Below are 21,832 nucleotides of genomic sequence, written 5' to 3'. Positions count from 1 at the left end.
CGCTAAAAACTGTATACCTAATCCTTTCCCTCTTTTATACTGCGTTAGACATTGAACTGGAAATTTCTATTGCATTTAGTTTTGCACCAGTGTACCATTTAATTAATACAGTACTACGAGGAGATGGAATGATGAGTCAGTTTCGCGGATTACTAATGAAAGATTGGACGATTATTAAAGGCTATGTATTATTGGTATTGCTGCTGGATATTATTATTCCGCTCGGTTCAGCGATGCTGTTCCCATTTGAATCATTTCTCGGCCTTCTTGTTTATTCCGGGACAGTTATGCTCTTACATACACTGGTGCCGATCGTTTTGCTTTCCATCCTTTTTACGAAAGAGATGGACCATCCGGATATATTTTTCCATTCCAGTGCTTCGATACATAAAATCAACGCCAGCAAATTCGGCATAGTGTTTTTGGCGACTGCCCTTTCGCTGTTGTGGACAAGCCTACTTACATTTGTATCCATGCTTTTTGCGCCGGATTTGATTGAAATGGAAAACCTGCTTCCTTTCGGCGCCGCTTTCGTTGCGGTAATCCTGTTTTTCTCTGTGTTGGTCGCCATCGTTTACTATTTTTACTTGACCCTGTTTTACACAATGAAGCCGAAAATTGGCAGTTTCGCTTATATCGTCACATTCGGGTTATTTATTTTCGGGCTGGAAATGTGGGACCGGGTCATGGCGACAAAGCTGTATATTGCAGCTACTGATTTTTGGGTCATCCGATTGGATAAATCCGAATTCTTAACGAATATTGCCCACGGTTTGATGCTTTCGTTCGAAAATCGGGCGACACTTCAAGTCGGGCAGCTGCTGGTCACTGCGCTATTATTGGTTTTCTTGTATCTGCTGACAGCTTATTGGTTCGAGAAGAAAGTGAGGGCTTAATATGGGGCTCGATTTTGACAAGGACAAGCCGATTTATCAGCAGCTGGTTGATCTCCTGTCGGGAGACATTATTCGGGGCCGCAGAAAGCCGGGGGATAAATTGCCTTCTGTCCGGGAATACGCCATCGAAGTCGGAGTCAACGCCAATACGGTGCAACGCGTTTACAAGGAGATGGAAACGATGGAATTAACAGAAACCCGGCGCGGCCAGGGTTCATTCATAACTGAAAATGAAGAACGCCTGAATAGGCTCCGCGACAGCAAAAAAGCGGATTTGGTGAAATCGTTTATCGCCAATGTGGAAGCTTATGGATTTTCGAAGGACGAAATCGTCGAACTGGTCAGGAGGGAAATCCAATGATTGAATTGAACCATGTAAAAAAATCATACGGCTCCACAAAAGCGTTGCAAGGAGTTAGTTTAACTCTTGAAACGGGAAAAATAATAGGGATTGCCGGTGAAAACGGCAGCGGCAAATCGACTTTGCTGAAATCCATAGCCGGCGTCGGCAAAATCGACAGCGGCTCCATCCGGATTGACGGCACGGCCGTTTCCAGGAAACACGCTGAAGAAATCGCTTATCTTCCGGATGCTGATATGTTTTATTCTTATTTCACCGTCGAGCAATTATTCAGCTATTACCGCAGCCAGTTTGCCGATTTCAATGAATTGAAAGCAAAAGAAGTTTTGGACTTCCTCGAAGTTTCACCTTCTTCCAAGATGAAAAATCTTTCCAAAGGGATGCGGGGACGCGCAAAAATGGCCGCAACTTTAGGGCGTGAAAGCCGTTATTACTTAATGGACGAACCTTTCTCCGGACTGGATCCGATGGTACGAGCCGATTTGGTCAAAGGGCTGATCCGCTTCACGGACCTGGAACGCCAGACTTTAATCCTGTCGACACATGAAATCCGCGAAGTCGAAACTTTACTCGATGAACTGGTCCTATTGAAAAACGGCAAGGTATTGGCACACAGGCATTTGGATGAAATTCGCGATGAAACGGGAATGGATATGGTGGAATGGATGACAAAAGAGACGAAAGCGGGTGCAAGAGGATGAATGAGCGGGCATTGGTACAGATTAAAAATTTGTCAAAGACGATCGGCAACAAGAGAATCATCAAAAACTTGAACCTCGATTTGTATAAAGGACAGATTACCGGTTTTCTCGGACCAAATGGAGCCGGCAAGACCACGACAATCCGGATGATGGTCGGATTGATGAAGCCGACTGAAGGCGATGTGTTGATCGATGGACAATCGGTAACGCATCACTTTGAAGAAAGCATCGAGAAAGTCGGTGTGATTGTCGAGAACCCGGAAATGTACAAATACATGTCGGGCTATAAAAATTTATTGCACTTTTCAAGGATGCATAAAGGCATTTCGAAAAAACGGATTGATGAAGTGGTGCAGCAGGTCGGTATGAAAAATCGCATCAACGAAAAAGTAGGGTCCTATTCCCTGGGGATGCGTCAGCGGCTGGGCCTGGCACAAGCTCTTCTGCACAATCCGAAATTCCTGATTCTCGACGAACCGACCAATGGACTCGATCCGGCAGGTATCCGGGAATTCCGTCTCTACCTGCAAAAAATTGCCCGCGAAAACGACGTCGCTGTTTTTGTTTCCAGCCATCTGTTATCGGAAATTGAATTATTATGCGACCGGATTGCTGTTATTCAAAACGGTGAATTGATTGATATCAAAAATGTCAAAGAGCTTCAGCAATCCCGATTTTATTTCAAAGTCGAACCTGTAGCCGCAGCGGAAGAAATATTATCCGGCATCGGCTTTCCGGTTTCCAGGCACGACGGCGGCCTGTTGGTGGAAACAGAGTCACAACATGTCCCCGGCGCAGTAAAACTGCTGGTGAACGCGGACGTTTCTGTTTTCGCGGTACAGCCTTTCCAAGCGACTTTGGAAGATCAATTCCTTGAAATGACCGGAGGTGGAGAAATTGCTCAAGCTCACACAGAATGAATGGATGAAATTATGGAGCCGTAAATCTTCCTGGATTATGATCATTTTACTTGCAATTATCCTTTTGGCATCGGCTGCCATTACCAAATGGGTCAATGAATCGATGGAAGTAAATAATACGGAAACATGGGAGCAAGTTGAAACCAATGAACTGGCCTATAATCAGAGTATGCTGCAGGATCCTGATTTGAGCGAAGAGCAACGGAGGTATTTTGAAGGTGAAGTGGCCATTTCCGAGCACCGCCTCGAAAACGACTTGCCTCCTTATGAATACGACAGCATGCAACAAGGTGTCATTGACTCATATGTCATGATGTCCCTTGTCACGTTGTTCACTGTCATCGTTGCCGGCGGCATTGTGGCTGCCGAGTTTTCACAGGGCACCATCAAAATGCTGCTGACGCGTCCGGTCAAACGCTGGAAGATCCTGACTTCAAAATATATTGCCACGATGGTGTATGCCGTGTTGCTGGCAATCGTATTATTCATCGTTACTGCACTCGCAGGGTTGATTTTTTACGGCATCGGCGATGGCACCTTCCTTACATGGAACGGCTCTGAAGTAATTGAAGGATCATTCTGGCTGGAAGGTCTTAAGATGGTCGCGCTCAGCTTCGCCAGTGTCTGGATCATCGGCACTTTCGCGTTTATGCTCGGAACGGTTTTCCGCTCCAGCTCACTTGCGATCGGCTTGTCGATCTTCCTGATGTTCACGGGCATTCAGGCGGTCTTCCTGCTGGCAGATTATGAAATCGTTAAATACTACCTGTTTACGCATACAGATTTGACGCAGTACTATACCGGTTTTATGCCGGTTGAAGATATCACGATGACCATGTCCGTGATCGTGCTGCTTGTCTATTTCATCATCTTCATGGCGATCAGTTATCTCACGTTCAGCAAACGCGATATCACTGCGTAATAAAATCGATTATGAAAAACCCGCAAGAGCCTGTCCGGCTTTTGCGGGTTTTTGCGTTTTCGTGACGAGTTGGGCGTATTTGGATCGAAGTTGGGCGTATTCCGAAGAAAGTTGGGCGTATTCCTGCCGAAGTTGGGCATATTTCATTCAAAGTTGGGCATAAATAAAAACAGCCCGGAAATTCCGGGCTGTTTCGTTATTAATAGGACAATCCCACACGGCTTCGTATATATGCGCTGTCTTCCAGCTGGCGATAGGCAAATTCAGCAGTATCGCCCACGCTGATTTCCTTGCCGCCTTCAGGAAGAAAATTTTTTTCAACGCGGTAGCCGCCCCTTGCTTCGCCGTCCGGCAAATAAGTCGGGCAGACGACGGTCCATTCCAGACCCGATTCCTCCAGCATGCGATAAGTTTTTTCGTGCTGTTCCGCCGCAAATGTCATTTTCCGGTTCGAATCGCCGCCCTGGTAACGGAGCTTTCCCTCTTCGAGCCGGCTGTTAAGAATACCGGCAGTTCCGATGGTAATAACCCTTTTGATATCATGAGCTTCCATCGACTCGATAATGAACGGCATAGCGTCGGTCAGCGTCGTCGTCTTATCTGTTCCTAGTGCACTGATTACCGCGTCCGCTCCCGCAATGCTGCGTTCCACATCTTTTTTGTGCCGGACATTGCCGAACACTGTTTCCAGATTTGGGTGTTTATCCAGCTTGGGCGAACGCTGCAATGCCCTCACCTGATGGCCGTCTGCCAAGGCGCGCTTCAGGATTTCGCTGCCCACTCTGCCGGTTGCTCCAAAAATCGCCAATTTCATCGTTTCGTCCTCCCTGAAACAATTATTTGAATTTATATCCCCTGGCTGCCAATACATCTTTGAGATCCGGACGATGCGGCTTTTTCAGGAAATTCGTCATCTGCTGTGTCCAGGTAGCTGTTTTTTGGTTGGATCCACGGCTTCCGTAATACTCCTGAATCGTCTTGTCGTATGCCGGTAGAATACTCTTGTATTTTTCTTCATCATATTTATTTTCGTGAAGGATCGCTTCCACCGGGAGGCGCGGCTTCACCTCATTGCGTTCATTCGGAACACCGACCGTCAAACCGTAGACCGGAAACACACCTTCAGGCAAGCCAGCCAATTCAGCGATCTCTTCCATATTATTGCGGACTCCGCCGATATAGCAAATTCCATAGCCTTTCGACTCTGCGGCAAGAGCAAGATTCTGAGCCAGCAGCCCTACATCCGTGACCGCTACCAGCAAATTCTCTGCCTGGTCGAATACGATCGATTCGCCGTTCATTTCTACCGCGTGTTTTAACCGGTTATAATCCGCACACATCAGGAAGACCGCACCGGCACCTTCCATCTGCTTCGCGTTTTTCGACAATTCGCCAAGTTTCCGGCGTTTCTCAGGATCTGTTACCCAGACAATCGAATACGCTTGAACAAAATGCGATGTTGCCGCATATTGTGCTGCACCGACCAACTCTTCCACTTCTTCTCGCGTCAATTGCTGTTCTTTATAATCACGCACCGAGGCGTGGGATTTCATCAACTCAATTACCATATGTATTCCTCCTAAGACTTGTTTCTTCTATCGTACCAAATTCCGTCTGAGGATACTGTTGCGGCGATTTTTGATAAACTATATAAGTTGAAATTAATAATTGAAGTAGCCGATATTCCGCAAAACAGCTTCGCTTGCCTGGGGGCTCGCGCTGAGCTAACTCGGTCTCGTTTCACTTCGCCCGAGTGGATCTCAGCACTTCGCTTGGTCCCCTGGGCGTCTTCGCTGTTTTGCTCCATATCTCTAGAAAGTTCCCTCAGCTTAGGAGCGATTTAGTGGCTCCTTTGAGCTTGCGCAAGAGCATTGTTCTTTGCACTTCCAAAGCGTTAAGCGGCATACGTAAACTGATTCTTAATTTAACTTAAATAAAACCCATAGAGGTGATGAATAGTGAAACAGGCAAAAACCGCTTTTATAATAATTTTTCTGCTGGTACTCGGCGGTTTTTTGTTTTTTTGGGTACAGCGTGAAATTGAATTTCGTGAAGAGTTGGAAGACCGCCCATTGCCGGATTCATTACACCCGATTGTAGAAGAAATGAGCCAGCAACTGGTTGAGGAAGCTGCAGAAATCGACATAGACATTATCATTACAGACGGATTCCGCTCTGTTGAGGAACAGGACCGCTTGCATCATCAAGGCCGCAGTTCCGATGGCAATATCGTCACTTATGCCGAAGGCGGCGAATCCTATCATAATTATGGACTTGCCATCGATTTCGCGTTGCAGCTTGATGACGGCTCGATCGTCTGGGACATTGAACGCGATGATAATGGCAACGGCCGTTCCGACTGGTTTGAAGTTGCTGAAATTGGCAAAAGACTCGGTTTTGAATGGGGCGGTGACTGGAACCGTTTCAAGGATTATCCCCATCTCCAAATGACATTCGGATTATCGATTCGCGAGCTGAGAAAAGGCTGGCGACCGGAAGATAAACTGGACTAGAAACTGTAACCATTCACCCCTCTGAACCGTCTTCTTCTGTAAAGGGGTGTATGCGCGATGAAAAATATTACGCTATTGGCTTCATTCCTGCCTCTGCTCTTTCTTACCGCTTGCGGAACAGCTGATGACGCCGGAAATGGAGATTCTTCTTCTATTGAAAAATTTACAGTCCAAAACACTGAGGCCGAAGCAAGGGATGGTGATTTCATCTACCGACTCGTTTCGGAGCAGGAAGAATATGCAAGTGGCGGTCCGGTAGAAATTTACGCTGAACTTGAGTATGTTGGTGAACAGGACAGCATCGATATTTACCACGCCGGTTCCACATTCTTTTTTCCTATGGAAGAAAAAACACACGGCTATCAAGTGGATTACCCGATGATCGAGCCTTTGCTTACGACAACACTCACGAAAGGTGAGCCTCTCCGCGAATTCTATTCCGGCAGCGGCGGCTATAGTGACCAGGATGACTCGGATTATATCGGATTTACCAAAAGTATAATAAATAATGAATTCCCAGAGGGCTATTACGTCGTCAATGGCTATGCTGATTTTTACACAGAAACCGCTGATGGTGAACAAACAGATTATGAAATCCATGCCGAAGTCGATTTCAAAGTGGTCGACGAGTAGAGAAAAGCACGCTCCCATGGGGAACGTGCTTTTCTTCTGTTTCTATTACATTTCCTGGCGCAAAGCCTGGATAACATCGATTTGAGTCGCTTTGCGTGCCGGACGCCATCCTGACACCATCGCCACTCCGATACTGATTGCTGATGCAATGACTACCAACTGCCAGGGAATCGTTGAAATGACAATCGATATTTCGCCCATATCCTCTTCGCCCAATGAACTCAAAATGATGATTGGAATCAGCCAGTTCGCCAAAACGCTGATGCCGTAGGCAATAGCGACCGCCAGGACTGTCCCGATTATTCCAATTGCAGCACTTTCCATCAGGAACAATTTGCGGATCAGCTTGGGTTTCGCTCCGATTGCCTTCATGACACCAATCTCACGCGTCCGTTCGGTAACCGCCATCGTCATCGTATTGAAAATTCCGATGGAAGCAATCAGCACTGCAATGGTACCGACAAAAATCAGTCCTGCTTTCAAGGCGTTAAAGAAGACACTCATGGCACCCAACTCTTCCGTTACGGAATAGACGTAATAGCCATCTTCTTTCAAAGCGTTGGTAATACCTCCGACATCCTGTAAGTCATCCGCATATACCAGGATATTCTTGTGCCCTTGCTCCAGGCCCAACTCTTCATTGAATACGGGTGCCCAGGAAGAGTCGGCATAGACGCTGGTATCTGTCATCCAATCTTTCGCCGGTTCTTTTGCAATGCCGGTCACCACAAATTCCCACGAAGAAGCTTCTGCCGCATCTCCACCTTCGTTCGTATAAGGCGTCAGTTTCAATTCAATCGTTTGTCCGATCAGATTTCCCGCAAACCCCTGGACCTCTTCGCCATCGGCCTCTTTTTTCATCTCTTCTTCTGTCAGCAAACGTTCTGCCAAATGAAAACCGACTATTACTTCAGTGGGCTTTGTCGGCATCTGCCCATCCGATAAAGCAAAACCAGCCTTTTTCTCTTCCTGCATACTGGACAGAATCGCCCGTGAATAAGTATTCCGCTCTCCGATAATTATTTGCGTATCAGCATCCGGCTGATTGCGCTCTACTACTGCGGCTACGTGATCCATTTTCCTGATCGCCTCAAGTTCCTCTTCGGGGATATCTGCAGAAGATAACTCCGTTTCGCCATCTGTTTTCCCGGCAACTTCAATTTCTGTCACCAGATTATTATCCAGCACATCGTCCGTTATCGTTTGGTGCAGTCCAAAACCGATTGAAGCCAGGACGATGAGAAATGCGCAGCCCATCGTAGCTGCCAGAATGGTGGTGGCGACGCGCAGCTTATTGCGTTTCATATGCTGTTTGATAAAATCGATCTGGTCCTTAAACTGCATAGCGCTGTCCCCCTTTCACCAATTCACCGTCGTGCAAGCGATATTGCCGGTCTGCCACAGCAGCCACTTCTTCGTCATGCGTGATGATGACGAACGTTAAGCCCAACTTTTTGTTCAATGATTGAATCAGCAAGAGGATCTCTTTTTCCGTCTCTGAATCCAGGCTTCCTGTCGGTTCATCCGCCAGAATGATGGGCGCATCCGTTATGAGTGCTCTTGCAATACTGACCCGCTGCTGCTGGCCGCCGGAAAGTTCGTTCGGATAATGGCCCGAGACTTGATGAAGACCCACTTTCTCTAGCAGCTCTCCCACTTTTATTTTGCGTTCCTTTTCATCCATCCCTTTGATTTTCAACGGCAGTTCAACATTTTCAAAAGCGCTTAACCCTGGCATCAACTGGAAATTCTGAAAGATGAAGCCGAAGTTTTCCAGCCGGAAATCCGCCTGATCCGCTTCTTTTAATATTGATGTTTCCTTGCCATTGACCATTACGGATCCTGTTTCCGGCAACATGAATCCCGCCAGTATATGGAGCAATGTCGATTTCCCTGAACCACTTTTACCCAGAATCGCCACAATCTCACCCTTGCCAACTTCCAGAGTGACCCCCTTCAAAACCGGTACCTCCCGCTGATCTCCTTTTTTGCCTATTTTAAAATGATGGTGCAACCCTCTGATTTTTATCATACTGTCTTCCCCTTTCACTAATATCATAAGTGTATATGGAAAATCTTAATAAATATGGAGAAGGTTTCTGAAGATTTTCTTAAGATGTTGTGTGAAAGACCTTGTGCTTGGGTATTCTTACAATAGGATGCTATTTCAAGCGATTTTCACATCACAGCGTTCCGGCAATTTCTAATCGCATGGCATATGCGGATTCTGCAGGACCGGAAAGGAGGTCATCCGTGGAGCAAATTGCGATTATTATCCCAGCATATAAACCGGATAAAAAATGCCTTGATACTGTCGAAAAAATCATTGCCGCCGGCTTCCGGCAAATTATAGTCGTCGACGATGGCAACAGCGAGGAATTTGCATCTACTTTCACATCCCTTGAATCACATAAAGAAGTGACGCTACTAAACCATTCTGTCAATCGGGGAAAAGGGCGAGCGTTGAAAACCGCATTCGAATACATACTTAAGAATAGGCCTTCCTGTGAAGCAGTTATTACAGCTGATGCGGATGGCCAGCATTTGGTCACCGATATCCTGAAGGTGTCCGAGCAAATGTTCAAAACACCAGAAAAAGTGGTGCTTGGGACGAGGGATTTCAGCCAAAAGAATATCCCTTTCCGGAGCCGTTTCGGCAACCGCTTCACCCGATTGCTGTTTCTCCTTTCAACCGGAACTGTGCTGACAGACACCCAAACTGGATTAAGGGGCATACCCGTCAGGTACCTGCCACAATTGCTGAAAGTCATCGGTGAACGCTTTGAATTTGAGATGAATGTCCTCGCTGCCTTAAGAGAAAACAATATCGAAGTGACGGAAGTAAGCATCGAAACCGTCTATATCGATGACAATAAATCATCGCACTTCAATCCTCTCAGGGATTCATACCATATTTATAAAGTTTTCATTTTTTATGGTTTATCGGGGGTAGCATCCTTTGCGCTCGACATCGGATTGTATTGGCTGTTCATACAGCTGCTCCGGGATCCGGCGCCTGATCTCTTCATTATTTTCGCTACGGTTGCCGCCCGTATACTGTCTTCATTATTCAATTTTTATATCAACCGCAACAAAGTCTTTAAACAAGGGTCCAACAAATCACTGGTCCGATATTTTATACTGGCCGCTTTCATTATGCTGGCTTCTGCCGGCTCGGTCCATTTTCTTTATGCTGAATGGCTGGGACGCGGAGAAGTGATTTTAAAGGTCATAGTCGATACAATCCTCTTTATACTCGGTTTTGTCGTCCAACGAGCCTGGGTTTTTCGCAAAGAATGAACCGAAACTTCACCAACAGCCGGAACAGAAATGAATTTTCTGTTCCGGCTTTCTGTTTCCTTATCCATAATTCGCCATTTCCTTTTCTCGAATCAACCTATATTTTTCATAAATTTAGTCTATACTTGAAGTACGAACTCATGTAAAGGTGTGAAAGTAATGTTATCAGTCGATCAGTTCTCCTCTTATATCTCAGAAAATGCACATTCCATTTCGAAAGAAGTAGTCGAGTACGTAGTAAGCCGCAGCAAGACAGAAATATCAGAAGAGGAAAAGGAAGCGGCTTTGTCCATGTACGTTAAACTTCTGGGCTTCTTCAGCGAATCGCTGAAAAATGAAAACGAAGACTTTATGCCTGAGCATTTAATCGAGTGGAGTAAAAACAACGCTCAAATGCAAGTGAACAGTGAGGGCAAAATTTCTGACATCATTGTGCGCTACCCCTTAACCCGTGATATTTTTACGGATATCCTGATTCGCATCAGTCTGGAAATCGAGCTGTCCTCAGCGGATACCGGACATATTATAAAAGGAATCAACCGTATTTTGGACGTCAGCCTAAACGAAACCGTACGTGCTTTCGAACAACTTTCTGACCAGTCAAAAGCAGAATTGCAAAAGGAACTGGTTTCCCTTTCAGCACCCATCGTCCCCATACGCGATGAAGTCGTCGTGCTTCCTTTGATCGGTTATATTGATGAAGAAAGAACGAAATTCATCATGGAAACAGCAGTACCCAAGATCGCTGCCATGAATGTGGATTATGTGATTATGGATTTCTCCGGGGTGCTGACCATTAACACCCATGTCGCAGTATCACTTCACCAAATCGGTAATATGCTTCGGATCATGGGCATCCAGGTCGCCTCCAGCGGGATGCGCCCTGAACTGGTGCAAGTGGCAATCAACAGCAATATCACAATGTCTTCCGCCTTCACCTTCAGCACCGTGAAACAGGCATTGGAAACCATCGGAAAATAAGTTCGATCCAGGCTTCTCCATACCGGAGGAGCTTTTTTAATTTTCTTCTGTTATTTGAGAATTTTTAATTGAGCCTTATTCAGAAGGCGGATACGATATTAATTAAAATCCTCAACAAAAAAGAACCAGGCCCCCATCATGGGTGGCCTGGTTCTTTTCATATCATTAAATGTGGACTGTTACGTCTGCACCTTCGCGAAGTTCTGCAATTAATCCCTGTACAGCTTCACTTTCCTTTTGCTGTGCAAGCTGAGCTTCAAGTTCCGGTTTCACTTCTTCATAAGCGGGCATTTCCCCGCCGCCAGCTTCTTCCTGCTGTGCTTTCATTTGATCATAGAATTCCTGCATTTCTTCTTCTGAAACTTCAGTATTCCCTGCTTCTTCAGCAATCAACTTATCCACTTTCACCTGTGACTCTACTTGGCCCATCACTTCTTCTTCTGACAATCCCTGTTCTTCAAGAGCCGTCAAAAATTCCTCTGATGATGTGAGGCCATTTTGTTCTGCCAGAGCTGTCAGCGTTTCATTGATTTCTTCTTCAGATGCTTCAATGTTACGGTTCTCTGTTTCCTGTACCAATAACTCCTGGCTTACAAGACTTTCTGCAATCTGCCCTTTCAATTGAGTCTGGTCAACTTCCTGGCCGGACATTTGAGCTTGCATCGCCATTTGCTGGAATTGCGCCGTGTAAGCAGATTCGAATTCCTCTTTATCGATTTCTTCTCCGTTCACTTCAGCTACAAGATCCGGTACGCCTTCCAAATCGGGCTCCGGCATTTCCGGTTGTTCCGCTGTTTCACCGTTTTCTTCAGTTGCTTGTTCCTCTGTCGGTGTTCCTTCTTCGTTTGCATTTTCATCTGTATCACTGCATGCCGCGGTTACCATTACTGAGGCACCGATTAATAGGCTTAATAACATCTTCTTAGGCAAAATTTATTCCCCTTTCAATCATAATGGACGTAATTGTATCACATTCAGAGAGTAAGTAAAATGAAAATACTTATGTCCAATAGGATGAAAAAAGAAATCTAATTTATGCTTTCCCTTCAATCTCCATGTGCCCAGGCGATGCGTGGATCGATTTTTCGCGACATCCGGATCATGAAAGGTTCGAAGCCAAGACGGGGCCAAAAATAAGAAGCAATCTGATTGGGCGTATGCCAATCCGCATACACATAATCGAAGCCCTCTTTTTTCATTTCTGTGAAACAATGATGGGCAAGCACCCGCCCAATGCCTTTGCCGCGCATATCCGGATTGGTGGAAGCGGCGGTAAGTTCAGCACAGTTCAGCGGTGTCGACAGACTCAACTCATCTTCTTTTCTGAAATAAACATGAAATCCGGCGATGCGTTCACCAAGTTCCGCAATCCAGAGAAAAGCCTCTTTGTCCTGAGAAAGATTCATATAACTCCGTTTGATGTTTTCCATCGTTTCTTTCGTAATTGGGTGCCAGGAAGGAGAAGCCGCCTGGTGGATACTGTTCCATAAAGCCACTTTCCTCAGCAGCGGCGCATCTGTTTGGTCGCCTTTCCGAATCTTCAACTTACCCGGCTCAACGCTGTCGGCGGTCTCAAAATCTTTCAAATTCAGGACTGCGTATTTCTGCTCGTAGCTGAAGCCCTGCTCCAGCCATTGTTCCACGAGAGATTGCTCACTGCAAGGCACCATCAGGACATGACTGAAATATCCGTGCTTGACCCATTCCGCACCTGCATCTGCATAGAGCAGACGGAGCAGAGTCGGGTGCTCGTTGTCACTGATGGCGACGGACTCGTAATTCATCAGGATATAACGTCCCCGATCCGCATCTTCCTTGAATTCATAGAGGAGATAGCCGATGACATCGATTCCTCTGACTGCAGCGATTCCGCTGACAAAAGGCTTTTTTAGCTGTTGTCTGATTACCTGTTCAGCTTCATCAATTTCTTCGAATACCGCTGGCAAAAACGGAAATGCTTTTCTCTCTTTTTCATGCCTTTTTGCCAATAAAGCAGACATTTGGCGAATATGGATTTCCTCAACACCGACAAATTGAATCATCGCTATCACTCCTCTTATTGAAGTTTCACTTCGAGTATCCGGTATTGCCCAGCCTCAATGACTTCTCCAAAAACAACAGGAATCGGCTCAACAAAAATCGGGCCGTCAATAATTACCGTATGAAATTCCCCTTCTTCTCCGCAAGCATCCACACCAAGCTCCTCCAACTCTTCGATCAGTTCGAGAGTGAACTCCCTGCCAAGAAATTCCGGCGGCATGCGGGCGGTATCGACGACCGTGATAACAGCTTTGAATCCTTCCGCAATAAGTTCTTTCAACAGCTTGCGGCGGGGCTCTCCCCACAACGGATGGCTGACGCCCATGCCGGCTTCATCGCTGACTTTATGCACCCACGCACGATGATCTTCCAGGTCAATGTCTCCGTAGACGCCCATATCAATGCCACTCTCTTTGAATTCCTTCAATTGGCTGATGAACTCTTTTTCATAGCCGCTCCAATCCGCTTTGCCGATTTCCAGCGGAAGTCCCAGACGTTCAGCCTGCGCTTCCAAAATTTCCATAGGAAGCCCGTGCGACCTTGATTTCGAGCCGTCTTCTTCGAACATTGTAAATAAGGAAATGGGAACATTCCCTTCCAACACAGCCCGGTAATATGCCAGAGCAGAGTCCTTGCCGCCGCTCCATGACATCATAAATGTTTTTTGCATATTGCACCTCTTTCGCTAATTGTTTCCTGTTTAAAGACTTCGACAACTAACGGATAAAACCTTTCCATTATTTAGCACCCAATGAAAAAACGGCCGGAATAAATTCCGGCCGCTCGATTTTCATTTATTTTCCGACCATATTTTCAGGTTTTACCCATTCGTCGAATTGATCAGCAGTCAGATGTCCGCTTTTTACAGCAGATTCTTTCAAAGTTGACCCATCTGTATGCGCCTGCTTCGCGATTGCCGCCGCTTTTTCGTAACCGATATGCGGATTCAATGAAGTCACGAGCATCAGTGAGTTGTTCACATGGTTCTGGATGACATCCAGATTCGCTTCAATGCCGACTGCACAATGATCGTTGAAGCTGACCAGGCTATCTGCCAATAAGCGAACCGATTGCAGGAAGTTATAGGCAATAACAGGCTTGAACACATTCAGTTCAAAATTCCCCTGGCTGGCAGAGAAACCGATTGTTGCATCATTCCCCATAACCTGTGCCGCAACCATTGTCAGCGCTTCGCTTTGTGTCGGATTGACTTTCCCTGGCATGATCGAGCTTCCCGGTTCGTTTGCCGGAATAGTGATTTCCCCGATGCCGCTGCGCGGCCCGCTTGCAAGCCAGCGTACATCGTTGGCGATTTTCATCGCGTCCGCCGCTAAAGCTTTAATCGCACCGTGAGCATAAACCATTTCATCATGGCTCGTCAGTGCATGGAATTTATTTTCAGCTGAAGTGAATTCTGAACCGACAGCTTCAGCGATGAAATCCGCTACATAGCCGCCGAATTTCGGATCCGCGTTAATGCCGGTGCCGACTGCTGTTCCGCCGATGGCCAATTCGCGCATATAATTAACACTTTCACTGATCATGCGTTCACTTTTCTCGAGCATATGTTTCCATCCGCTGATTTCCTGGCCGAGTGTCAATGGAGTTGCATCCTGCAGGTGTGTACGGCCAATTTTAATAATGTCATCGAATTTCTCCGATTTCTCAGCTAAAGTGGCTTTCAATTTCTGAACAGCCGGAATCAATGTTTCCGTCACTGCCAAAACGCCTGCCACGTGCATAGCCGTCGGATACGTATCGTTCGAACTTTGAGACATATTGACGTCATCATTCGGGTGCAATTTTTCATCCGAATTCTGTTCAGCCAAAATTTCATTGCCGCGTCGAGCCAACACTTCGTTCATGTTCATATTCGACTGCGTTCCGCTTCCCGTCTGCCAGACAACCAAGGGGAAATGATCGTTCCATTTTCCTTCAATTACTTCGTTGGAAGCAGCTTCGATGGCTCTCATTTTCGCTTCCGATAATTTTCCAAGCTTATGGTTTGCTTTGGCTGTCGCTTTTTTCAATTGGGCAAACGCCATTACCACTTCATGCGGCATGCGCTCCGTACCGATTGCAAAGTTCTGGACACTGCGCTGTGTCTGAGCTCCCCACATTTTGTCAGCTTCAACCTGAATTTCACCAATGGTGTCTTTCTCCGTACGATATTGCATTCCATTCACTCCAATTCTTATGTCTATGAAACCTTCTCTTCTATTAAACACAAAAAAACGCAAAAAAGCGACTAATCCAAAGGATTAATCGCTTTAGGCTTGTTGACTTTTTCAACCATTACGCTCTAGGGGGACGCTTTCCTCGGGAGCGGCCTGAGCCTCCTCAGTCGCTCTGAAAAACCGATGCTCCTGCAGCGCTTTACGCTTCGTCGCAAAGGTTCGACCGAATGCTGTTCGGTCAAACCTTCCCTGCGGGGTCTCAGTCTCACTTCGCTCAGTCGCTTTGCTCCTTCACTGCTCCCGAAGGAGTCGCCCCCTGCCGCTTCATTCAGACTCTGCTAAATACCTAGATACTGGCTTTGAAAGTAAATTTTCCAAACTCATCATTTTTAGAAGACTCTTTAAAGATATGGAGCAAAACAGCGAAGAGTTGGCCGAAGCCTGCGAGGGCAACTCTTTGCGACGAAGCAGCGAAGCGATGCAGGAGCACGGGTTTTGGCAAGCGAAGCTGTATTGCGGAATATCGGTTAATACCAATATCATCTTTTAAAACAAGTTAAAAATTGCTATTTTTGTTGCAAAAAGAATTCCTCGATGATCGCTTCATCCGAATGGGGGATGTGCTCCCCTTTTACAATTTGGGCGCCGTTGATGCAGCCGCTGGACAACAGGATGATATCATCCGGCCCGCTCGCTTTTAACGCCTCAATCACAGCTTCCCTTCTTGAAGGAACTTTAACAACTTCCTGTTTATACGGAACCGTAAAGCCTTTGACTACCGCGTCCACCACATCACTGGGATCATTAAAACCGGGGTGGTCCACTGTCACAATAATCGTATCCGCTTTTCCTTCTGACGCTTTCGCCATCTTCGGCATCTTTGAAAAGTCACGGATCCCAATGCCCGCAATCAAGGCAATGAGGCGCCGATGCGGCAATTTCTTTACTTCCTTTAAAACCAGGTCGATTGCGACAGGGGTATGAGCATAATCAAGGATAATCTTACGGCCTTGTGGCCCTGAAAGCACTTGAAAACGGCCTTCCACTTGCGGCATGTCAGGCAGAGCAAGCAAAATTTCGTCGAGGGACTTCCCTGCCAATAAAGCCGCCGCAATCGCCGCCGTTAAATTCCCCGCGTTGTATTCACCAAATAAAGGAACTTCAACACGCCGGCTTTCTTCCTTATAAATAAGATTAAACGCCAATCCATTCGTCGTCGTCTCACAATTCCCCCAAATCAGGTCGGCACCGGAGTTCAAATCAGCACTATACGTCAGGTACGGATAATCTGCGATTTCAAGAATGTCTTTCGACATCCCGGCATCATCCAAATTGACAACAGCCGCTTTAGCCTGGCGAAACAATTCCAATTTCGACTGCAGATAATGTGTGAAGGTTTTATGGTATTCCATATGCTCCTCGGAAATATTTGTATGGATCGCAACATCAAATACAATGCCTTCCACTCTTTTCTGATCCAGGGCAATAGAAGAAACTTCCATTGCAGCAGCCCGGTCTCCCTGAACTGCCAGCTGCGAAAAGATATTATGTATATCTGAAGAAATAGGTGTAGTCGGTGTACTTTTTTTATAGGAAAGCTTGCCTTTCGAAGACCAGATGCCGGTTGTACCCAAGAAACCGCATGGGAAATCCAGCAGATTAAACAGATTGTAAACGTAAGTGGCAGTGGTCGTTTTGCCATTTGTGCCGGTGACCCCCACATTGATAAGCTGCTCCTGGGGATTTCCATAAAAATGGATCGACGCATATGCCATAGCAGCTTTCGAATTTTCCACCAACACAATTGTCAGCTCGGGAAACAATTCATGATAGTGCTCCAGGATAGTTTTGTTTGTTCCAATGATTGCACAGGCGCCATTTTCTATCGCTTCATCAATATATAAATGTCCATCAGTATTTTCTCCGGTCACACAAAAGAAAGCGGAGCCTTCCTGGGCCTCCACTGAGTTATAGACAATTGAGGTTATTTCCTGAGTTTCGGGTCCGCTTAAGGAAAGCAGTGCAAATTGGGGAATTTCTTTAAATTGAATTTTCATAGGATGCTCCTTACATAACCATTTTTCCATTGCAGTATAAATTTACCATTTCAGAGAAATTCTTATTACTATTCTATCATTCCTTAAGCCGCAATAAAATAATGTAAGAGTCTCAAAACGGTTATACAAATAATTTCATACTATTCTCCTATGCTTTTCCCTTTGTAAGTCGTTATGAAACCAAAAAAAAGGCTCAAAAAAGCAAAAGCTTATGAGACTGTTCTAGGAGTTGAACTAATAATCTATAGAATTTAATATTCTGCAAAACAGCTTGCTTGCCAAACCTTTGCTCTTGTCCCTGTCGTGCATCGCATACGCTAGCTTCGGGCCATGAAAAACCGTTGCCTCGCTTCGCTGCTTCGTCGCAAAAACTTGATTGCAGATAAGAAATCATCTGCCTAGAGCAAATTGATTAGAGAAGTTGCCGGTTTCTCGACACCCTGAAAAAACCCATTCTATTGAAGGATGGGTTTTACGAATTGGATTTCATGGAAGCCGTTTTTCATCTGAAAGTTTATGCCTACGTAGCCGGCATCGAATAATTGGTGCTGCCTGTTGAAGTCATCCAGTTTGGCGGCCGTAAAGTCGGCATAGCCGAGTGAAGGATTTTCCAGGTCTTTGACACACACATAGCGTTCCTTGCTGCCATATTTCTCAGTAAGGGTGGCGATGTACATATCCTGCGTGAATTTATCCTTCAGGCTCGGTATGTTCATGGGGGCAACTGTGCAGCAGACATAGCGGAAATTTCCGGACAGTTTTGGAAGTTCCTTCATGATGACATCGGCCAGCTTTTGCTGCAGCCTGTTCCCCCTATATGCAGGAAGCACGGCTGAAATCTCCTGATAAATCACTTTCGGCAATTCTACTTCGGGAAGGCCGATATCATAACCGAGATGCTCTTCATCAATTTCCGGAATCAGCAATGCACGGAAGCCGATCAATTCTTCCCCTGCATATGCCCCGACCATCAGGCCCCGCTCGTTGAGGATGAAAAGAAATTCTTCAGTCGACAAAGGCTGCAATGTCGTTTTTTCGCGCATGGCTGCGATCACCGTTTCCTGGACTTGTTCAATTGCCGGCAAATCTTCGAGATAAAGCCGTTTCATGCGCAGAGTCAGTTTTTTCCGAAGTAACTGATTGGTTATCGTGCCCTCATATAGAGCTTTCATCTCTACCTCCCCCAAGCTTTCGGATTTGTACTTTTATAGTACCATTTATTTTATGATAAAAGAGTAAGTTTTTTAAATTTTACCGCAAATTAGATAATTATTTGATCTGGTGAAAATCATTTAAAAAATTGTTAATCTGCTTTTTTGATTGCAGAATTATGGCCTTGCGGTCTGGACCGGAAGCTTCGAAATCAGCAGCGCGTTTACGCATCGCTTTTTTGCGCGAAGCATAGGTTGTCATAATGAATTTCAAAAACTCTTTATCCATTTTCTCCGAACAGCCTTCCGCCATATCAGGGCGTGTTTTACCCTGATTATCTATCCAACGCTTTAGAACCCGGTATATGCAGACCCTTAAAGGCAGCTCAAGGTAAATGAAAGTATCTGCTTGTGCCAACCGGATTTCCATTGAACTGGCGTAGTTTCCTTCTATGATCCACTGGTCGGCTTCGACAAGCTGGCGCTGAATCTTTTTAAATTCTTCCTTGTCCCTTTCAATCCAACCAGATTTCCAATAAAACGCATCAAGATGATGCACCGATAAATCGAGCTCGTTTCCGAGTTTCCTGGCAAATGTGGATTTCCCCACCCCTGCTGAGACGCCTGCCACAATAATCTTTTTCATCTTTTCACCCCTACGTTCACTATCGTTCTATCAGTATAATTAAAGAAAGTATTTTACGCCAGAGGGTCAATTTTCATTAAAAGCTTGCATTATGAATATGAGCGTGTTATTCTAAGGAAGAATTATTTTTGTTCGGATAACTTTTTACAAAGTGTCAGATGTTCATCTGCAAGATTTGAGCAAGGATAGTAATACAATGTATGCGAAAGCATACGAGGAGGAAACACACATGGAACAAGGTAAAGTAAAATGGTTTAACTCAGAAAAAGGATTTGGCTTCATCGAACGCGAAGGCGGCGACGATGTATTCGTACATTTCTCTGCAATCCAAAGCGAAGGCTTTAAATCACTTGACGAAGGTCAAGAAGTAACGTTTGACATCGAGCAAGGCCAACGCGGTCTTCAAGCTACTAACGTACAAAAAGCTTAATTCAAATAAAACTTATTAACGAATTCTTCTTCGGAAGAATTCGTTTTTTTTTGTTTTCTTTTTTAAAAAGGATTCTATATTTTATTTTCCGATGATTTTAATGCCTGAAATATTACACTTCCAGAAAACTTTATCTTCCGAAACTGAAGAAAGAGGGAATCTGCAATTATGCGGATTCCCTCTTCCCTTTTTTATTTGAAAGATCTTCGTACTTAATTCAGCATGAAATAAAGCTGGAAAACCAGGAAGATCAATGCCGCTACGGCAATTGTTCCAAAGATGATGAATAAAGCCAGTTTTTTTCCGCTCATAAGCTTCTGCTCCTTTGCGATTTTCAGTTAAGTTTTTCCTGTTCAATCAATTTGATGACATCAAGCGCCCCTGCGCTTTCATTTGATAACACTGTCAGCGTGCTGCCATTCGACGGATAATAGCCGGAATGGAAGCTGACTCCCGGATCGTAGCCCATTACATGGTATTTCCGGATCTCGGCTCCTGATTTTTCAATCCACACGCCATAACCGTAATAATTTTCCCCGTCAGCGGTATGAGTCGCCAGCAAATTGCGGGTCGATTCTTCGGACAACAAGCTATGGTTCATCAGATGTGTCCAGAAAGCCGACATATCCGCTGCAGTTACATAAGCGCCTCCATCCGCGCCGCCTTTTACCGGAATCGCATATTGGTTCGTGCGCCACGTCAAGTCCTCTTCAATATAGCCGTTGGCCGTTTCTGCCGGCAGGCGATCTAATTGGAAATAGCCCGATCTTTCCATACCCGATCGACGGAAAATCCGCTCTTCGACTACATCAGTAAATGACTGGCCGGTCAATTTTTCAACAACCAGGCCGAGCGCAATAAATCCTGCATTATTGTACTGGAATTTTTCACCCGGTTCAAACATCATTGGTTTATCTTTAAAAAGAGGAAGAAAATCTCTCGTGCTCTTCATTTGGTACATCGGGTGTTTCTGCCAAAGTTCCTCGAAATCGTCCATGACCGATTCATCGAAATAATCCGGAATGCCGGAAGTATGCGTTAATAATTGATGGATCGTGACAGGGAATTCCGGGAAATCGTCGGGCAACAGTTCGGAAAGAAGGTCTTCAAATGCCAATTTCCCTTCTTCAACCAATTGCGCAATCGCTACAGCCGTAAAGATTTTGCAGCCTGAAGCAATGCCAAAACGAGTGTCCACGGCATTCGGACGAGCATTGGCACGGTCCGCCATTCCTTTGGCTATCGCCCAGACTTCATCTGTTTTCAGCATGGCAGCTCCGGAGAATTCCATTTCTTCCAAACGGTCCGAAAGGGGGTTTTCAGGAACCTCGGTGCCAAAGTTCCCTTCTTCATCGATATCGATTTGCCGTCCATCTGTCAGTTCGATTGACAATGGATGAACTTCGCTCTTCTTTTTAGAGAAATACCAGGTTCTCTTTGGTGCCACAAGAATGATGAATGCCGCCCCTTGTCCGAGGAAGTTCAAAGAATCAGGTTCTATTCCTTTATTGCCGCGAACCGGAATCTCCATATCTTCAATCCCTTTGCCGACTTCCGCTACATGCGGAGTGGTGATGCTGACTTCGCTGATGTTCAGCAATGAATCGACAGTGAAATCCCCCATTTTATCTACATTCCTGCGTCCCAGGAATTCCACGATATTACCGGCAGGATCCTGGAAATAAAATGCATCGGCATCGAAGTTCGCATAGTAGATTTCATCCATGCCTTCCTGGCGGTTCAACTCGACGCGTGATTTTGCCCATCCTTTCGCAAGAGTGAACTGGTTGCCGGGAATATTGAAGGCGAAATGGTAAAAAGCCGGCCGCTCGGACTTTCGGAAAATGAGTTGAGACTCTCCGATTGCCAGCATAAAACTCGAATCATCTTCTTCAACAATGCGAAAACCCAATTGGTATTCGTAAAAGCCTTTCACTTCGTTCAGCTTGTTTGTATATAAAGTCACTTTCTTGAACATGTCATCACTCCCTGCTTCAAGCATACCGAAATTCGGATGATTTTTCCTCATTCTGACATGAATAATACCGAAATTTCAGTTTATCGGCGATTTTTTTCAGTTTATCAGCGATTTCGCGGGGTTTAT

The 21,832-nt window shown here is 45.6% G+C and carries 22 protein-coding genes; 10 read left to right on the top strand and 12 right to left on the bottom strand.

The genetic code is table 11. The features are described from left to right. Positions 1–131 precede the first annotated feature (131 nt). From ACFQ1X_RS12475 to ACFQ1X_RS12455, 5 genes are read left to right on the top strand one after another with little or no spacing between them, the layout of a single operon-like run. Entirely contained in the window at positions 132–896 is a 765-nt protein-coding gene (locus ACFQ1X_RS12475) for a hypothetical protein (RefSeq protein WP_144839205.1), read from the top strand. Between the two features lies 1 nt (position 897). Then, positions 898–1,257 (top strand): GntR family transcriptional regulator, encoded by a 360-nt coding sequence (locus ACFQ1X_RS12470; RefSeq protein WP_144839207.1) that lies wholly within the window; start codon positions 898–900, stop codon positions 1,255–1,257. After that, positions 1,254–1,958: an ABC transporter ATP-binding protein gene (locus tag ACFQ1X_RS12465; protein ID WP_144839209.1), complete on the top strand. Its 705-nt coding sequence runs from the start codon at positions 1,254–1,256 to the stop codon at positions 1,956–1,958. Before ACFQ1X_RS12470 ends, ACFQ1X_RS12465 begins: the two co-directional genes overlap by 4 nt. Further along, the gene (locus ACFQ1X_RS12460; protein ID WP_144839619.1) at positions 1,955–2,878 is read left to right on the top strand and encodes an ABC transporter ATP-binding protein; all 924 of its coding nucleotides are present in this window, start codon (positions 1,955–1,957) and stop codon (positions 2,876–2,878) included. The genes ACFQ1X_RS12465 and ACFQ1X_RS12460 overlap by 4 nt, the downstream gene beginning before the upstream one ends. Then, a complete protein-coding gene (locus tag ACFQ1X_RS12455) occupies positions 2,856–3,800 on the top strand; it encodes an ABC transporter permease (protein ID WP_144839211.1) in 945 nt (314 codons plus the stop codon). Before ACFQ1X_RS12460 ends, ACFQ1X_RS12455 begins: the two co-directional genes overlap by 23 nt. A 199-nt stretch (positions 3,801–3,999) precedes the next feature. Here ACFQ1X_RS12455 and ACFQ1X_RS12450 read toward each other — a convergent pair whose 3' ends face one another. Both ACFQ1X_RS12450 and nfsA read right to left on the bottom strand, forming a co-directional pair. Next, the gene (locus ACFQ1X_RS12450) at positions 4,000–4,614 is read right to left on the bottom strand and encodes an NAD(P)-dependent oxidoreductase (RefSeq protein WP_144839213.1); all 615 of its coding nucleotides are present in this window, start codon (positions 4,612–4,614) and stop codon (positions 4,000–4,002) included. A 22-nt stretch (positions 4,615–4,636) separates the two neighbouring features. Next, the gene (nfsA, locus tag ACFQ1X_RS12445; protein ID WP_144839215.1) at positions 4,637–5,368 is read right to left on the bottom strand and encodes an oxygen-insensitive NADPH nitroreductase; all 732 of its coding nucleotides are present in this window, start codon (positions 5,366–5,368) and stop codon (positions 4,637–4,639) included. 390 nt (positions 5,369–5,758) lie between these two features. On the opposite strand from nfsA, the gene ACFQ1X_RS12440 reads away from it, so the two are divergent. Both ACFQ1X_RS12440 and ACFQ1X_RS12435 read left to right on the top strand, forming a co-directional pair. Then, entirely contained in the window at positions 5,759–6,313 is a 555-nt protein-coding gene (locus ACFQ1X_RS12440) for a M15 family metallopeptidase (RefSeq protein WP_144839217.1), read from the top strand. Between the two features lie 57 nt (positions 6,314–6,370). Continuing rightward, positions 6,371–6,946 carry a hypothetical protein gene (locus ACFQ1X_RS12435; protein ID WP_379082781.1) on the top strand — a complete coding sequence of 192 codons (576 nt, stop codon included), beginning with the start codon at positions 6,371–6,373 and terminating at the stop codon, positions 6,944–6,946. A gap of 45 nt (positions 6,947–6,991) precedes the next feature. Here ACFQ1X_RS12435 and ACFQ1X_RS12430 read toward each other — a convergent pair whose 3' ends face one another. Both ACFQ1X_RS12430 and ACFQ1X_RS12425 read right to left on the bottom strand, forming a co-directional pair. Beyond that, positions 6,992–8,290: an ABC transporter permease gene (locus tag ACFQ1X_RS12430; RefSeq protein ID WP_144839219.1), complete on the bottom strand. Its 1,299-nt coding sequence runs from the start codon at positions 8,288–8,290 to the stop codon at positions 6,992–6,994. Beyond that, positions 8,280–8,978 (bottom strand): ABC transporter ATP-binding protein, encoded by a 699-nt coding sequence (locus tag ACFQ1X_RS12425; protein WP_144839221.1) that lies wholly within the window; start codon positions 8,976–8,978, stop codon positions 8,280–8,282. Before ACFQ1X_RS12425 ends, ACFQ1X_RS12430 begins: the two co-directional genes overlap by 11 nt. A gap of 221 nt (positions 8,979–9,199) precedes the next feature. On the opposite strand from ACFQ1X_RS12425, the gene ACFQ1X_RS12420 reads away from it, so the two are divergent. Further along, entirely contained in the window at positions 9,200–10,246 is a 1,047-nt protein-coding gene (locus ACFQ1X_RS12420; protein WP_144839223.1) for a glycosyltransferase, read from the top strand. A 159-nt stretch (positions 10,247–10,405) separates the two neighbouring features. Further along, positions 10,406–11,227, top strand: a complete 822-nt coding sequence (locus ACFQ1X_RS12415; protein WP_144839225.1) for an STAS domain-containing protein — start codon at positions 10,406–10,408, stop codon at positions 11,225–11,227. A 165-nt stretch (positions 11,228–11,392) separates the two neighbouring features. Here ACFQ1X_RS12415 and ACFQ1X_RS12410 read toward each other — a convergent pair whose 3' ends face one another. The 7 genes from ACFQ1X_RS12410 to ACFQ1X_RS12380 form a co-directional block, all read right to left on the bottom strand. Beyond that, the gene (locus tag ACFQ1X_RS12410; RefSeq protein ID WP_379082776.1) at positions 11,393–12,157 is read right to left on the bottom strand and encodes a SurA N-terminal domain-containing protein; all 765 of its coding nucleotides are present in this window, start codon (positions 12,155–12,157) and stop codon (positions 11,393–11,395) included. 116 nt (positions 12,158–12,273) lie between these two features. Continuing rightward, complete coding sequence (locus tag ACFQ1X_RS12405) at positions 12,274–13,269, bottom strand: GNAT family N-acetyltransferase (protein ID WP_144839227.1); 996 nt, start codon at positions 13,267–13,269, stop codon at positions 12,274–12,276. A 14-nt stretch (positions 13,270–13,283) separates the two neighbouring features. Next, on the bottom strand, positions 13,284–13,937 hold the full coding sequence (locus tag ACFQ1X_RS12400; protein WP_144839229.1) for a Dph6-related ATP pyrophosphatase: 654 nt from the start codon (positions 13,935–13,937) through the stop codon (positions 13,284–13,286). Positions 13,938–14,061: 124 nt separating this feature from the next. Further along, positions 14,062–15,444 carry a class II fumarate hydratase gene (fumC, locus tag ACFQ1X_RS12395; RefSeq protein WP_144839231.1) on the bottom strand — a complete coding sequence of 461 codons (1,383 nt, stop codon included), beginning with the start codon at positions 15,442–15,444 and terminating at the stop codon, positions 14,062–14,064. Between the two features lie 566 nt (positions 15,445–16,010). Further along, complete coding sequence (locus ACFQ1X_RS12390) at positions 16,011–17,501, bottom strand: UDP-N-acetylmuramoyl-L-alanyl-D-glutamate--2,6-diaminopimelate ligase (RefSeq protein WP_144839233.1); 1,491 nt, start codon at positions 17,499–17,501, stop codon at positions 16,011–16,013. Between the two features lie 455 nt (positions 17,502–17,956). Next, the gene (locus ACFQ1X_RS12385) at positions 17,957–18,673 is read right to left on the bottom strand and encodes a hypothetical protein (RefSeq protein WP_144839236.1); all 717 of its coding nucleotides are present in this window, start codon (positions 18,671–18,673) and stop codon (positions 17,957–17,959) included. Positions 18,674–18,770: 97 nt separating this feature from the next. Then, on the bottom strand, positions 18,771–19,298 hold the full coding sequence (locus ACFQ1X_RS12380) for a P-loop NTPase family protein (RefSeq protein ID WP_144839238.1): 528 nt from the start codon (positions 19,296–19,298) through the stop codon (positions 18,771–18,773). Positions 19,299–19,527: 229 nt separating this feature from the next. On the opposite strand from ACFQ1X_RS12380, the gene ACFQ1X_RS12375 reads away from it, so the two are divergent. Further along, positions 19,528–19,728 carry a cold-shock protein gene (locus ACFQ1X_RS12375; RefSeq protein ID WP_006830093.1) on the top strand — a complete coding sequence of 67 codons (201 nt, stop codon included), beginning with the start codon at positions 19,528–19,530 and terminating at the stop codon, positions 19,726–19,728. A 334-nt stretch (positions 19,729–20,062) separates the two neighbouring features. On the opposite strand, the gene ACFQ1X_RS12370 is transcribed toward ACFQ1X_RS12375, so the two are convergent. Further along, positions 20,063–21,706 (bottom strand): serine hydrolase, encoded by a 1,644-nt coding sequence (locus ACFQ1X_RS12370; RefSeq protein WP_144839240.1) that lies wholly within the window; start codon positions 21,704–21,706, stop codon positions 20,063–20,065. Positions 21,707–21,832: the final 126 nt, after the last annotated feature.

Origin of the sequence: Metaplanococcus flavidus, assembly GCF_042675885.1 — a bacterium.
In the GTDB taxonomy this organism is placed as follows: Bacteria; Bacillota; Bacilli; order Bacillales_A; family Planococcaceae; genus Planococcus; species Planococcus flavidus.
This window is presented reverse-complemented; position numbering and strand designations above follow the sequence as displayed.